Source organism: Bacteroides sp. AF39-11AC (genome assembly GCF_003474285.1).
GTDB lineage: Bacteria > Bacteroidota > Bacteroidia > Bacteroidales > Bacteroidaceae > Bacteroides.
In genome coordinates, this window is sequence record NZ_QROH01000005.1 from 290,937 (window position 1) to 304,885 (window position 13,949).

Here is a 13,949-nt window from a genome sequence, read left to right on the forward strand (position 1 = left end):
AAAGAACGCTGAGTATTTATTGAATACTATTATTTTCCCTCTGATTAGAAGGCTTCCACGAGTTGGAGGCCTTTTTTATTTGTTGTTGGAAATAAATCTATTATCTTTGTAAAAATTAACGGCGGCAACGTATAAGCGGCTAATAAGCAAAAATCAAAAAAATGAAACACTTTTTTTTAATAGGTGAAGAGTTATCCTCTCTCCGTAAAAATGAAAAATTATCTATCAAAGAGCTTTCTGAAAAAAGTGGATTATCTGAAACTCATCTTGAAAGAATTGAAACAGACAGATATCCACTTAGAGTAAAAGAACTATTGACGTTACTTTATTGTATGGGATATGAATTATCATTTACCAAAAAAGTGCTTATCAATGATGAAGAAAAAGTTAATTTAGAGTATTTCAATAGGAATATTTCATATACTCCACTCCCTAAAAGACTCGTGTATTTATTAAACCAAAACCAAATATATACTTTAGGAGAGTTATTGGAAGCTCGAAAAACATCTGTAAAACTTTTAACGATAAAAGGTATCGGAAGAAAGTTCATGACTCTTATTGATGATGTCTTAGAGGAGTATAAACTCATAGAATTCTTAAAGGTATAACAAAATAAAGAGGTATTCCTCTAAGGAATGCCTCTTTTGTTTTTGTCAATATAGATATATAACTTTATTATAGGTATTATATCGTTTATAGCAGGACTCCTACTATCAACCCCAGCAAGAAACATACTAAGACAATGGCTGGTAAGCGATCAATAGATGTTTGTAGAGCAAATATGTATTCGTATAAGGTCGAAATTTGCTTCTCAAGTTTTATAATTTTCATTTCGTCTTTCATAACTAACTGATTTTGATACAAAAATAGAAATTAAAATTGAAATATAATGAAATATAATATTTGGAACTCTTTCATAGAGTCAGAAAAAAGTAAAGGCAAGCACAATTTGCAATTTCATTTATCTCGAGAGGATAAATGTAATATCTGTAGTGATTTATGTGCATATAAAACTACGATTAATGGAAAATTATATTTTATACAGTACATCGAAGGAAAAATACACTGGATTCACTATAAAAAGTGCTGGGATTCCGAGGTTTATCAATATATTTATGGAAGACTTAAATCTATAGCTATTGAGTGCAATTACAAGCAGTATTATAGCATTCTGTTGCAGTCAGCTACTCGAATAACTTGGAAAGAAATGGAAGAGTTATGCCCCAATATTGAGCTAAGCGATAATGACAGACGTTGCCTTTTGATACAGATTGATCCCAATCATGCAAAAGATATTATTTATGAAGAACTTAAGTGTAAAATACAAGAGTGGGGATTCAACTTCGTAGAAGATAAATTGGAAAGTGGTAGTCAATATAAAGGGCTACATTATAAACGCATAGCTGATAATGAGTATTTAGTTTTCAATACAGCTGCTTATTATCCCAAAATGCATATTTACGCCTTAGACTTATGGAGGTGCTACTATCACAATGAAAAGGAAATAGGGAAAAAAAATCCTACATCAATAGTAAAGATGGCACTCAGTTTTCAAATAGATCGTGACTATCATTTAATTAAAGAATATGTTGAATCTAAATAAATATGTAATGAGAAAAGTACTATTTATCTTTGTGCTGATAAGTTTGGCCTTGTCCGCTCATGCACAACTACGCACTGTTTATTGTGAAATGGTAGGTACAGCCGCCTTTTCTGGAAGTAGCATAAAAATTTCTTTTGATTTTGGAAGCCAGGGTTATTATTATAGAGCTTCGAGTGATAATCAAATGGTGGATGATAATGGTAAGATTATGCCTTTTTCATCAATGATTGATGCTCTAAACTTTATGGCAGATCGTGGCTGGAAACTTCATACGGCTTTTTCTGCAGCTGTGAAAGGCCAGGGCGGTGCCGAAACTTACCGGTATATATTATTTAAAGAAATCGGTAACGGTGAGTCCATTATGGATGGAATAAGGCTTCTTGGTGAATATAAGCAAGAACGGAAAGAAGAGAAGGAACGAAAACAAGCAGCGGAAGAAGAAAAAAAAGGCACTTGGGATGATGTCTATAAATAATAAGAAAAGCGGAGCCTAAAAACTCCGCTTTTCTTATGTCTGTCTCTGTCGATTTTAATCATCTTCACTGAATAATGATCGCATGCCAGTGACCGCTTCTGATGTTAGCGATTTACGTACCGCTTTTTCATGTTTCAAAGCTCTATCAAGTTCCAAGTATCGTTCAAAATCTTCGCCTGTTTTCTGGGGCTTGTCTTTCAACTCATCCAGCTCTTTCTGAAATTTCAAAGTACGCTCAAATGATTGCTCACGTTGAACATGTTTTCCGAAAAGGAGGTTTTCAATAGTGGAATAGACCCATACTTCAAAATCTGGGGACAGCCATGCCGCAAACTTGAGTGCTAAGATGCGGTGCATCCATGTGCCACTTTTTTGCCGGGGGTTGACCAAATCGCTCTCCGAATTGATGCCTAAATAATCGGAATTCCGATTATTTAGACACGCTCTAATGAAATTTTTCGTTGAGTCATTTTCCATGAAATGCCCAACATTTTTCCCGAACGGCTTTGCCATTTCAGTAGCATTAATCATCATACCATTGTTTTTTTCCAATGCAAAAGTGATTGGATTTTCTTCAAATACACAAATTTTTGTTTCCATTTTAGATAATGTTTGGATTAATAAAAAGTAAAACAGGTGCAAATATAATATAAATAATTGACAATCAAATAGTTATACTTGATATTTTAAAATAAATAGTAAAAATATAGTGTTTTATTTTGCTGATTGTGATGTGATATTGAAAGTTTTTATGCTTTCTTTTTGCACTTCCAAAATAAATTCCCATATTTGCAGTGCCAAATAACTCACAGTGAATCTGTGCCGATGAGCTCCGGTTAGATGCTCAATACGAAATTGGGCTATTTTTATGTCCATAGGTCTGAATTTTCAGATTAATATACGAAATTGTAGAAGTAACCTTAAGGTTTACGAATACGGCTGTCTTTTCCTGTCATTTTATAATGCTCTTCGGGGATTATACTGTGAGTTGTTTGGCGACACGGGAAACTGGCAGCCGTTCTTGCATCTATTTGGGTGCAAGAAAACTTGCCAGTAACAGCCAAACAATTCACAGTATATGAAAACTTTAACCCAAGGCACGTCTTCCGTGTCTGTATCCCGCTCAACGCAGGATTGTAACACGCTCCAAGAGCGTTATTACCGCAGTCTATGTGACTGCGAAGTTAAAACCACTTCCGACCGTTGGTACATTGCTACCATTGCCAGCATCTGCGCTACATTTATCTGTTTACCCTGCATCTTAGTTGTAGTTTATTGCTACCTTATGGCGCAAAAATCAAAGAGAGGAGGTTCCAAATGATGTTCTTCATCCACCATGTGCAAACCTATTCCAACGTCAACAAAAAGGGGCGGGAAATGTGCGAGTTTGCGAAAGCTTTCGATCGTCTGTTGATCACTGATCAATGTGCTCTGGACTCTTTGAAGTGTTCCTTTGAAGCAAAAGTCAATGAACTCAATCAGAAGTACCCCAAAACAAAAGCTATTACCTTTAGTGCCGGTGTCTTCGATTCACAAGATGGTCAGTTCAGTGTAAGGGTAGGCAACGATGACAATCAGTCTGTTTGCTTCATCTCTTACGCTTCAGTGCGTGGTTATTATAGCTTTGGCGAAGGAATGCTCAAAACTCAAACTCTTGTAACTCCAGGTGTCTGCCGTATTTGCGGATGCACTGAAAATGATCCATGCTTTCATCCCGATCATGGAACCTGTTGGTGGGCCGATGAGTCTCAGACCATCTGTTCCCATTGTGCGGATCCGGAGATATCAGCTGATCCTGCCACTGAGCATTGCATTAATTCGAAAGGAGGTAAGCAATGACTACCAATGAGGACAATAAACTCTATCCTATTAATATTGATGGAGCACAAATCTCTTCTTCTTCCATTGAGTCCATCAAGTTCATGCAAGACCAGAACTATGTTTGTGCTATGATATCCAATGTCGATGAAGTAATTGATATTATATTGGAAGAAACATTTCCATATGGTAAAGATGCCGATACTCAACGTCTACATATCGTTCGCAATCTCCGTGAAATTAGTCGCCATTTATCAACCTTTAAATTAGATAACGATGAAAAATAAAGAACAAACTATCACAGATATTAGTATTCACGTTGCAGCCTTGTCTGCATCATTCAAGCCGGCGCCCGATGCCCGTCATACGACTCATTGGTTTACCACCGATGAAGTCTTCGACGCCATCCGTCGCATTGATCCGGGTGCTCAGATCACCAAGGATCAAGTTCATCAAGCCATGCACGATGCCGGCTACCGGTACCAGAACCGGCCCGGATCCGCAGGCTTAGACTTCCGCTGGATGCTCCAGGCGAAAGAAATATAGTAGAGAGAATCCCGGGAAACTATAACCGCATTAGTTACACAAAAGATACCAAGTTTCCCGGGGTTATCTTGCTTATGTCGAATAAATTGTCTATTTTTGGATAAAGAAAAATTGCTAATATGTTATATCTCGTTTACATAGTGATTGTATTGCTTCTGATGCCGATGATTTCCATTCATTCATCGGTTGATAAACTCTTCTACATTATCTTGTCGTTGGCTCTCCCCATCGTCGGTATCTTTATTTATTGGATTATTTTCCGCCGATAACTGTCCTTTTTCTATTCTCTTTTCCGCCTTACTTTCGCTGTAAATAAGCAGCGAATATGATTACAGACGAACTTATTAGAACCCAATTTGTCAATGATGTCATGTCTCGTGGCATTAGCAAGATATACGAAACACAAGAAAATGTAGTTCGTACATATCTCCATACCCGTTCGGGTAATCTTTTGGCTCACCTCGCGCGCCGCCCGTTTACTTCACAGTCTTCCGACTCCAAACAAGTCTACTACATGCGCATCTTTCCCTACCTTCGTTTCTTGGATATCAACTACCGTCGTGGTAAGGATCGTATATCTCGGCATATCCGGAGCAATCTGGCTATCTACAATCGTGTTGTATGGGGAGTACTTTATCATGAGACTTTCCCAGAAATCCAGTATGGATTTACCGAAGAAATCCGCAACTCTATCCGTAAGAAACTGGAAGAATCACTCCAGAATGAACAATCTAACAGTTAATTGATATGGCAAAAAAGCACCTATCTGAAGACGAAATCAAATACATCATTTCTGCCGAAACAGATAAGGCACAAAAGGAAATTTATGCTCTTTCTAAGGCAACAAAGGACCTCAAACAGCAACAACGTGAACGCCTTAAGTCCATGATTGAACTTGAATCCAAAGGCAAAAAAGAGAGCGATACTTATAAGAAATTGGCAGCAGAGTACAAGGCCTACGGCAAACAGATATCCGACAATAACAAGCGGATGGGCGAACTCACCCGCAAGCTCGATGTCAACGTCCTCTCGATGGCGCAACTCAAGAAACAATCCCGGGACCTGCATCGAGAACTGGACAATGTATCCAAGGCATTGGATCCGGAACGCTATGCACTCTTGGAGAGCCAGATCAAAAAAGTCGATGAGCGTATGAATGAGCTCAAGGTCAGTGCCAAAAGTCTGCGTGAAATATCCACTTCCGAAACGGCTTTAGCGGCCATGTCAGGCATCGTATTTGCCAAGTTGGCCGAGAAGGCTGGAGAATACATTCAGAAGATGAAAGAAGTTATTGCGGAAGGTATTGAAATGGCCGAGTCTGCCGATGGTGTGAAGAAGGCTTTCGATGCGCTCGATGACGGGACTATCCTCAATAACTTACGTAAAGCTACCAAGGGAACTGTCACCGATCTTGATCTTATGAAGGCTACTGTACAGGCTAACGACTTCCGGATCCCGCTTGAGGACCTTGGCAAATATCTGCAGTTTGCCCAGCTCAAGGCACAGCAAACGGGCCAGTCCGTTGACTATATGACCAACTCCATTGTTACAGGTTTAGGGCGTAAGTCCGTCATGATCTTGGATAACCTTGGCTTATCTGCCGCCGAAATCAATGAGCAAATGTCTCAGACAGGCGATTTCATGTCAGCAGTTGCAGCTATTGTTGATAAACAGCTTGCAGCTGCAGGAGATAATTATGTATCTTCTGCCGATCGCGCTCAGGCAGCCACTGTTCGTTTTCAAAATGCACAACTTGAACTTGGTGAAACCTTGCTGCCAATCAAAGAAAAATGGGATGAATTCTATTCCGGTGCATCAGTTTCCACAATGGAACTCATCGGCTGGATCGTTAAACATCGCAAGGCCCTTATTCTCTTGGTAACGGCCTACACCTCCTATATAGCGACACAGAAACTTGCGACAATATGGAATGCCAAACATGCACAAAGTACACTTAAGTCGGTTGCTGCCGAGAAGCTCCACGCATTGCAACTTGGTTTATCCAAAAAAGCATTTCTGGCCAAGTTAATCGTTTTAGACCTTTACAGAGGACGATGCAATTTAGCTACTGCAGCTACTGAAATGTTTAATCTTGTGCTCAAGGCTTCACCACTCGGAATTGTTACGACATTAATAACCACCGCTGCCGCTGCTTTCATGCTCTTTGGCAATCGAACAGATAAGGTCAATACCTCTGTCGAAAGTCTTAATAAACGCCTTCTCAGCGAGCGGACTGAACTGAACAATATATTCAACGAACTCGAGAAAACCAACCCAAGCACCAACGAACGCATCGAGCTTGTAAAAGAACTCAATGGCAAGTATCCGGGCCTTTTGGCAAACTATAACCTCGAAAAAGCCTCCCTCAAAGACATAACGAAGGCTCAAAATGAAGCCAACGCAGCCCTTACCAACCGCATTGCCACCGAAATGAAAGCTCAAACAACGGCTGACTATGTGCAAAAAAATATATCTATTCAGATGGACAGAATAGAATACCTCATGTCCGAAGCTTCACGTCAGATAGGGAAAGATGTATATTCAAAGTTTAGCGGATCAATAGAAAAGGTACTCAATGATTCTAAAACCGATTTATCTGACTTTTGGAATACGTTCGGGAAATACTTCAGTTCAAACCTCGGAAGTGATGCAATGACCAAATTCCGAGACCAGTTTCTCGCTCTTCGAATTGATCAGCGAAACCTTGCTACCGGTGTTGATGAGATCAATCGTAAGTATGAACCCTATATAAAGGCAATCAAAACCACGGTAAGCCTCTCCGATGAAGAAATCAAAAAACAAGTTGAATCCACCTCAATCATTAAAAAGCTGGAGAAGCAAAAAGAAAAGGTGCAAAATACCTGGAAGGAAGATACCAAAGAAAATATTATCTTGAAGAACAAAGAGATAGAACGCTTGGATGAAGAAATCAAAAAATATAAGGAACTCGGTTCCGCAAAATTGGCTGCTGATGCCAAAAAGAAAGCTGATACTGCAGCTGAAAAAGCTCGAACAACAGCCGAAAAAGAGCAAAAGGCCAAAATATCTACCGAACAGGCCGCTGTGAAATCCCTCGAAGCTCTCCGCGAAGAAGACTTGCAGAATCAGCAGAAGACGTACAACGATTCTCTGGCTGCTCTGAACTCGGCCCAGTCCACCGGTAAACTCACCAAGCAGCAGTACGAAATGATGCTGTTGGAGCTGAACAAACAGAATGCCGACGCCCGTCTCAAGATTGAGCAGTCCTATTATTCTGATGCCCAATCGATGGCCCTTACTGATGCCAACACCAAAGAAGACATCGTCCGAAAATCCAATCAGCGTGTTATCAATGCTGAAAAAGAAGCCAATGTTACTCGTGCTGCTCTGCAGACCCAGTTGAATGAACTTATCAAAAGTTTTAAGGATCAATTCAAACTGACTACTGTCGATGAAGATTATGCGATGCAACTTGAGGTGCTCAAGGCATCCTATCAGGCCCGGAAGGAAATGGCCGAAGAGAATAACCTCGATACCACTGAGCTTGACAAAGCCTACTATCGTGCCAAGGAGCAACTCGAATCCGAATATCAGCAACGTCTCCTGGCTATTCGCAATCAATACGGGCTCACAACTCAGCAGGAACGTCATAATGCAGAGTTAGAGCAATTGAAGATCGCACGTGCTCAACAACTACTCACTGAAGAAGAATACGAACAGGCTGTCCAAAATCTCAAGCGAGACAGTTATAAAAAACAGTTTGATTATTATGCGGATCTATTCTCCAATGCTATTCAGTCTTTACAACAAGCTGAAATGGATCAGATCGACGCCAAATACGACGCTGAAATAGAAGCAGCCAAGGGTGATGCCGATGAAGTTGAACGCCTGGAGAATGAAAAGGCTCAGAAGAAACTCGATATCCAGAAAAAGTATGCTGATGTCAATTTTGCAATTAAAGCCTCTCAGATCATTGCCGATACAGCTGTAGCCATAATGAAAGCACTTGGTGAACTTGGACCAATTGCTGGTCCTATTTTTGCAACTTTGATGGGAGTTACTGGTGCTGCTCAATTAGCCAGTGCCAAAGCCGAACGCGATAAGGTCAAGAATATGACTCTCTCCGGAAGTACATCTTCCGGAGCTTCCACCGGTGCCCGCGTCGCCACCGGTCGTCAGGAAGGTGGTAAAATAGATGTCCGTCGTGCCCAGGACGGCAAACTCTTTCCGGATACGGATTATGATCCGGATGCTCGTGGTTTCATAGATCATCCTACCGTTATAGTAGGAGAGGGGCCTGCCGGCCAATCAAAGGAATGGGTAGCCAGCAATGCTGCCGTCGAAAATCCCACTGTAGCACCTATCCTGGATATCCTGGATAAATCCCAGCAAGCCGGCAACATCCGCACACTCGATCTTAACCAGGCCATTCGTGCCCGCATGGCCGGTTATGCTTCCGGCGGATCAATAAGTAAGACGTCTTCAACTCCGGATCCGACACCTGCTGGCAACTCAGGCACTGCACTGCCGCCAGAACTCATGGAGAAGTTGGCTCGTTCCATCATCCATCTTGATGAGTATGGAGTACCGGCTTCAGTTGTTCTTTCCGACATCGAGCGGAAGACAGAACTTCGCAATCGTTCTCGTTCCATTGGATCCAAAAAACAAGCATCATGAAAATAGTCAATACTAAAGCTGGTCAAGCCTATCACCTCACTCCTGGCACTCAACTTGAAATCGAACGCCCTAACCTCTTTTTCAATGAATGGGGTGAACAATCCTTGCCAACTGATCTTCCGGATACGGACTTGAACCGTCAGCTTACCAATTATCCCGATTGTATGGCCAACAAGAACAAACCTTCAGCCAACATCGACTGTAGCATCCAGGATGGAGATTACTTCATGCCCTGCCGGCAAGCCATTTTATCAGCAAAACGCTATGAGAAGATTTCTACTTCCTTCTACATGAATGAAGGCTCTTTTCTTGCCAGGATATCAGACGTTGCTCTAACCGATATCTTTGGCGATGAAGTTATTCCAGGAATCACTACTGTACAGCAAGGAATTGACTTCTGTTGGTCCCTTCGCGATAATTCCCATCCTGATTATGCTATTTTCCCAATAACAGTCAACTTGGATGGCGATCGTCGATATGTCAACCGCATCAACTATATGAATGCTGAAGGAACTTGTATAGCCAGTAATGCAGGCCAAGGGAGCTATCGTTTTTACAATTCTTTCGAACGAAAAGAAACCGTCAATAATCGTATTATTAAGCTTGAGCCAGGTTATTACATTTCACCATTCATTCGTGCTGCATACCTGTTGCGGCGTATCTTCACTTACTTCGGTTATACCTTGCTCGATCATTTTCTTACCACGAGTGAACCTTTCAGTAAGATGGTCTTCATCAATAACACCATAGACTCTTTAGTTAATGGCACTATAAGGCTTTCGCACCTGGTTCCCGATTGTATGGCCAACACCATTCTTGATGTGTATCGCAAAAAGTTTTGCTGTGAGTTTATACCTGATGAAGTCGCACGTACTGTACGAATAGAATTGTTCAACGACATCATAGATTCAAAGCCAACAGTCGATTTAACACCCTACCTTGCATCCCAACCAGAGGAATCTTTTCCCGGCTATCAACAGCTCAAACTCTCTTCAGAAACTGTTATTACAGAAGGCAATACCTACGATGCTACATACGAACTGGAGGCAAAATATCCTGAGGCCTGGTACAAAGAGGCTGATGGTAGCTATTGTCGTACAGGATATGCAGATAGTACTATTGAAGAAAGGCTTTCCGATGGTAATATACCCTATTATGCCGGCGGTCCTCTCAAGGCCTATGAAGTTAAAGTACCGGACTGTGTTTTTTGTTTATCATATCTTGCCTTTCCAGGTCTGCCAACAACCAACAGGGGCAACATGAAAAGAGGAGAAACAGCACCTTATATTGGTGATGGCCGCACACTCAATTCAACGATTGATGGTGTCCCTGTAGAAAGCTCCGTTGAAGACGCTACAGCATCAGATGATGATGTTGTAGCGAACAATCCGGATCAGAAACCGATCTTAGCTTTCGTGCAATATAGTTCTAATTATGCGATCGGGACCAATCATGATTTATTGGGTAAATGGGGATATTCCCTGTTATACAATGGCCCTATTGGAATTTTTGAGAAATTCTATCGGAAGTTCGATAACATGCTTCGGAACTCTATGCATAAGGTTTCTGCTGATCTATTGCTCCCAAACTCTCTGAAAAACTCTCTGCAGGTTCATCACAAAGTTTCTCTCCAGGGAGTTGAATTACTTTTCAATATCTTTAAATACACCATTGGTGGTAAATCGGAACCGGTTACATCCGAACTGATGACAACTTCACTCTATGAGCCATTGTCCTTAGCCAAAGCTGAATCTGAACGTATGGTCCGGAACACAGAATACAAATGGATGATTGTTTCTTCTACTACAGAAGTCAGTGAAGATGAATATGTTGCTGCCGGGTATACTATCAGTGAAGATAAAAGAAATCAGAATACAATTCCGGCCATTTATCCTTTACCACCAACCAAGGCTATTTACGATGCTGGAGGTACTTATTATCATCGTTCTTATTATATATATTATACAAGTCGAACAGGTGGAAAAGTTTATTATCGCATAGATTTATCCCTGCGTCCAGCGTTATTCTCAGAAAAGGATCCCAATGAACGTCCTTCACGCCCAACGACAACTCCTACTTGATTTGTCCTTTAATTAACCCCTCTCTATCTCTAATTTTGGCATAAAAAGAAATCAATATGACTATACTGCAGCAACCTGATGCTTTATCGCTATCTCAGAATCTAAAGGAATTCCACATCTCTTCAGATGTCCAGGTTTCCTTTATTCTGAAACAAGGTGGTGTGGAAATCTTATCTCAGCGTTACGATCCTTCCGCAGATGGACATATCACAATAAACCTGCGTGATATCGTCCATGCCCGGCTATCTTACCAGCTGATCGAATCAGGACAAGTATATGAGCAATCCTCACTTGCCTCAGATTTTACAGCCATGATTAATGACACTACATTAACCTTCCGTGTCATCCGCTCCGGTATTGACCGCCTGGCCGATTCTGCTGCCAATTTCCTCACGCAGAATTTCCTCACATGGCAGCCATCAATAAAGCCGGTTACCTATTATTCTCCGGAGTTCCTGACTTACTATGCCACAATACCTTGTGTGGCAAAGCTTCGCGCATACTTCACCGATACTTCCGGATCCGTGATATCACAAACCGACTACACAGTTGCTGAAATGGTTGCCGGCATCGCATACACTATACCTCTGCAGTATTCTGTAGTTGCCGGTTGGCTTGACCATAAATTGCCAGCCTATTATGATATATGGGTTGAAAACCTAACCGGTCAGCGTCTCACATACATACAGCGTTATTATGCTGAAGACATGCGTACCGAGCAAGAGCAGTGGATCCTCTTCGAAAATTCCCTCGGAGGTCTTGACACCTTCCGTGCCTACGGTACTACAACATTCAGCGGTGAGCATACACATAACCTGGCAGAAATTGACGAAATTTCTCAAGAGTACCGTGTCGATACCGAACGAAAGTTTCAAAAAAACACCGGCCATTTGAATCAGGATGAGCGCAAGTGGTTACTTGACTTTTTCCCCTCCCAGGCTAAGTATCTTTATGCCGGTAACTACCTGCGTCAGATTGTCGTAACAGAAAGCAATGTCAGCTACACTGACCGTGCTCTTCCTTCCAATTACACATTTACATTCAAATATGCTGATGCCCGTCCCTTATTAAACCTCCCCAGAACCGATATTCCAGCAGATGTTCTCAGCATCACTGTTCCTGAAGTCGGTTCTTTTACAGTGCCCCCTCGGCTTGCTGAATTTCCTCGCCTTCCACTTTCCGAGGGGGCACTCTTTCCAATTCAAAACCCATACTCCGAAGAATGGGGTATCACGACCGCTGAAGCTTTTGCCACTTTCGTTGGTCAACAGCTTGCAGAGTTTGCCGGATCCGGAGGTGGTATTGGCCACCAGCACCGGAATATCGACCTCTTGAACCTTCTTAGCTACGTCGCAGAATATCTGTTAGTCAACAATAAGAAGATCAAAGCCGGTTATGCTGATATAGCAGGTGATATCGAAGGTGATAAGTACATACACAAAGATCGAGTTGATCGTACCGATTATCTGCTACAATTTGGTGAGTTTATCGACTCGCTAATTGCCGGTAAAGGAGCTGGCATATATCCTGATGGACGTGCGCAATTTAACAGCTTGGAGATTCGGGACTCATTGACAGTTTTGCCTTATCATAAACGAAATTCATGCTATGGCCGGGGATTTCTCTTTCTCTGATTGTGGCGCCATTGAAAAGGTTGAATTGTTGGACGATGGCACTTATCGGCTTACTATGGAGAAACGCACAGATACAGATTGGACCACATTAGAGGAAAACGACGTATTATGTTCTATCGTTAATTCGCTGTTGATCGGAGGTACCGACTACTATACTTCTTGGTTCAGACCAGTATCGAAAAACCGCAATGATAATACTTTGACTGTAGTTCTTTATCCCGACAGCGAAGTACCGGGCGGCAAGAACTACCCACCGGTTGAAGGGTATAATGTAACTCGTAAAGGTAATGCGAAAGTTCCGGATGCTGGTGAAGCTCCGAACGAGCGTGCTCAAAGCTGGCTGATATCTTCCCGTGAAGGCAGGATCATGTTTTTGCAGAATGTGTTTAAGCCGATACTCGAAGACTACAACTATGCACTTACCCTTGGGCGTTTCCCCAATGTGAAGATGATAGAGAAGCTTCCTATCGGCTCTACTGACGTCGGTGTAATGTCGAAGATAGGTGTTTTTGAGAAAATCTATGAAGCCGACTGGAACGGAACGATTATTCCTAAAAAAGTGGATCGAGGTGAATGGTCTTTGGAAACCGCCCAGGGAGATGAACCTTACCGATTTGTAGACTATGAAACTCTTTTAGAGAATCAGAAGGTAATAACTACACTGGAACAGCATACTGCTTATCATTATGGCTGTAAATGGGGATGCCTGATTGATAAAACGACTGAAGAACCTAAATGGAACTCCGCTGGTTGGGTATTGCTCGAAGGGGATAAGAACTATTACCTAGAGTTTACTTCTACTGCCGGTTGGCAGTTCTTCAAAAACGGTGTGAATACCGATATTGCTGCCGTTGTGAGTTATGGTAACCGTGATATCACCAATGTCCTTATGGCTACTATCGGTGTCGAAGTGGAGTGGTTACGGGATACCGGGAATATCCCTGCCGATAACAGTTGGAAGCCTGTCTATGTGGACGGACAGAAGCATGTTATCCGACTGACTTCCGTTGACATGGGGAGCGAATGGGGGCTTTCAGTTAGAACGGTGAAGTTCATCTGCCGGGTATTCATCCCGGTGGGCGAAGATATTGAGACAGTAGAAAATTATGTTGGATTTAGAATTTGAAAGTTATGGG

Annotated in this window: 14 protein-coding genes; 13 read left to right on the forward strand and 1 reads right to left on the reverse strand. The window is 41.8% G+C overall.

From position 1 onward, the window contains the following. Window positions 1–161: 161 nt before the first annotated feature. From DW036_RS12435 to DW036_RS12445, 3 genes are all read left to right on the forward strand, one after another. On the forward strand, window positions 162–608 hold the full coding sequence (locus DW036_RS12435; RefSeq protein ID WP_118464673.1) for a helix-turn-helix domain-containing protein: 447 nt from the start codon (window positions 162–164) through the stop codon (window positions 606–608). A gap of 281 nt (window positions 609–889) precedes the next feature. Further along, a complete protein-coding gene (locus DW036_RS12440; RefSeq protein ID WP_118464674.1) occupies window positions 890–1,603 on the forward strand; it encodes a hypothetical protein in 714 nt (237 codons plus the stop codon). Between the two features lie 7 nt (window positions 1,604–1,610). Further along, a complete protein-coding gene (locus tag DW036_RS12445) occupies window positions 1,611–2,078 on the forward strand; it encodes a hypothetical protein (RefSeq protein ID WP_147401482.1) in 468 nt (155 codons plus the stop codon). Between the two features lie 54 nt (window positions 2,079–2,132). Here DW036_RS12445 and DW036_RS12450 read toward each other — a convergent pair whose 3' ends face one another. After that, window positions 2,133–2,678: a KilA-N domain-containing protein gene (locus DW036_RS12450; protein WP_147401484.1), complete on the reverse strand. Its 546-nt coding sequence runs from the start codon at window positions 2,676–2,678 to the stop codon at window positions 2,133–2,135. A gap of 478 nt (window positions 2,679–3,156) precedes the next feature. On the opposite strand from DW036_RS12450, the gene DW036_RS12455 reads away from it, so the two are divergent. From DW036_RS12455 to DW036_RS12495, 10 genes are all read left to right on the forward strand, one after another. After that, window positions 3,157–3,399, forward strand: coding sequence for a hypothetical protein (locus tag DW036_RS12455; protein ID WP_118464677.1), 243 nt, complete (start codon window positions 3,157–3,159; stop codon window positions 3,397–3,399). After that, window positions 3,396–3,917, forward strand: coding sequence for a hypothetical protein (locus tag DW036_RS25960; protein ID WP_229129570.1), 522 nt, complete (start codon window positions 3,396–3,398; stop codon window positions 3,915–3,917). Before DW036_RS12455 ends, DW036_RS25960 begins: the two co-directional genes overlap by 4 nt. Then, complete coding sequence (locus DW036_RS12465; RefSeq protein WP_118464678.1) at window positions 3,914–4,183, forward strand: hypothetical protein; 270 nt, start codon at window positions 3,914–3,916, stop codon at window positions 4,181–4,183. Before DW036_RS25960 ends, DW036_RS12465 begins: the two co-directional genes overlap by 4 nt. Next, window positions 4,173–4,442, forward strand: coding sequence for a 5-formyltetrahydrofolate cyclo-ligase (locus DW036_RS12470; RefSeq protein WP_118464679.1), 270 nt, complete (start codon window positions 4,173–4,175; stop codon window positions 4,440–4,442). Before DW036_RS12465 ends, DW036_RS12470 begins: the two co-directional genes overlap by 11 nt. Before the next feature lie 119 nt (window positions 4,443–4,561). Then, on the forward strand, window positions 4,562–4,711 hold the full coding sequence (locus DW036_RS25540; RefSeq protein ID WP_158585963.1) for a hypothetical protein: 150 nt from the start codon (window positions 4,562–4,564) through the stop codon (window positions 4,709–4,711). Between the two features lie 56 nt (window positions 4,712–4,767). Beyond that, entirely contained in the window at window positions 4,768–5,184 is a 417-nt protein-coding gene (locus DW036_RS12475) for a hypothetical protein (RefSeq protein ID WP_118464680.1), read from the forward strand. A 5-nt stretch (window positions 5,185–5,189) separates the two neighbouring features. Beyond that, complete coding sequence (locus DW036_RS12480; RefSeq protein ID WP_118464681.1) at window positions 5,190–9,098, forward strand: hypothetical protein; 3,909 nt, start codon at window positions 5,190–5,192, stop codon at window positions 9,096–9,098. Then, entirely contained in the window at window positions 9,095–11,179 is a 2,085-nt protein-coding gene (locus DW036_RS12485) for a hypothetical protein (protein ID WP_118464682.1), read from the forward strand. Before DW036_RS12480 ends, DW036_RS12485 begins: the two co-directional genes overlap by 4 nt. 56 nt (window positions 11,180–11,235) lie before the next feature. Further along, window positions 11,236–12,813 (forward strand): hypothetical protein, encoded by a 1,578-nt coding sequence (locus tag DW036_RS12490; protein WP_187374608.1) that lies wholly within the window; start codon window positions 11,236–11,238, stop codon window positions 12,811–12,813. Further along, entirely contained in the window at window positions 12,788–13,939 is a 1,152-nt protein-coding gene (locus DW036_RS12495) for a hypothetical protein (RefSeq protein WP_118464683.1), read from the forward strand. The genes DW036_RS12490 and DW036_RS12495 overlap by 26 nt, the downstream gene beginning before the upstream one ends. Window positions 13,940–13,949: the final 10 nt, after the last annotated feature.

What these genes read in the sequence shown, in the direction of transcription:
- DW036_RS12435 (WP_118464673.1), top strand. Translation starts at nt 162, where the DNA reads ATGAAACACTTTTTTTTAATAGGTGAAGAGTTATCCTCTCTCCGTAAA.
- DW036_RS12440 (WP_118464674.1), top strand. Translation starts at nt 890, where the DNA reads ATGAAATATAATATTTGGAACTCTTTCATAGAGTCAGAAAAAAGTAAA.
- DW036_RS12445 (WP_147401482.1), top strand. Translation starts at nt 1,611, where the DNA reads ATGAGAAAAGTACTATTTATCTTTGTGCTGATAAGTTTGGCCTTGTCC.
- DW036_RS12450 (WP_147401484.1), bottom strand. Translation starts at nt 2,678, where the DNA reads ATGGAAACAAAAATTTGTGTATTTGAAGAAAATCCAATCACTTTTGCA.
- DW036_RS12455 (WP_118464677.1), top strand. Translation starts at nt 3,157, where the DNA reads ATGAAAACTTTAACCCAAGGCACGTCTTCCGTGTCTGTATCCCGCTCA.
- DW036_RS25960 (WP_229129570.1), top strand. Translation starts at nt 3,396, where the DNA reads ATGATGTTCTTCATCCACCATGTGCAAACCTATTCCAACGTCAACAAA.
- DW036_RS12465 (WP_118464678.1), top strand. Translation starts at nt 3,914, where the DNA reads ATGACTACCAATGAGGACAATAAACTCTATCCTATTAATATTGATGGA.
- DW036_RS12470 (WP_118464679.1), top strand. Translation starts at nt 4,173, where the DNA reads ATGAAAAATAAAGAACAAACTATCACAGATATTAGTATTCACGTTGCA.
- DW036_RS25540 (WP_158585963.1), top strand. Translation starts at nt 4,562, where the DNA reads ATGTTATATCTCGTTTACATAGTGATTGTATTGCTTCTGATGCCGATG.
- DW036_RS12475 (WP_118464680.1), top strand. Translation starts at nt 4,768, where the DNA reads ATGATTACAGACGAACTTATTAGAACCCAATTTGTCAATGATGTCATG.
- DW036_RS12480 (WP_118464681.1), top strand. Translation starts at nt 5,190, where the DNA reads ATGGCAAAAAAGCACCTATCTGAAGACGAAATCAAATACATCATTTCT.
- DW036_RS12485 (WP_118464682.1), top strand. Translation starts at nt 9,095, where the DNA reads ATGAAAATAGTCAATACTAAAGCTGGTCAAGCCTATCACCTCACTCCT.
- DW036_RS12490 (WP_187374608.1), top strand. Translation starts at nt 11,236, where the DNA reads ATGACTATACTGCAGCAACCTGATGCTTTATCGCTATCTCAGAATCTA.
- DW036_RS12495 (WP_118464683.1), top strand. Translation starts at nt 12,788, where the DNA reads ATGGCCGGGGATTTCTCTTTCTCTGATTGTGGCGCCATTGAAAAGGTT.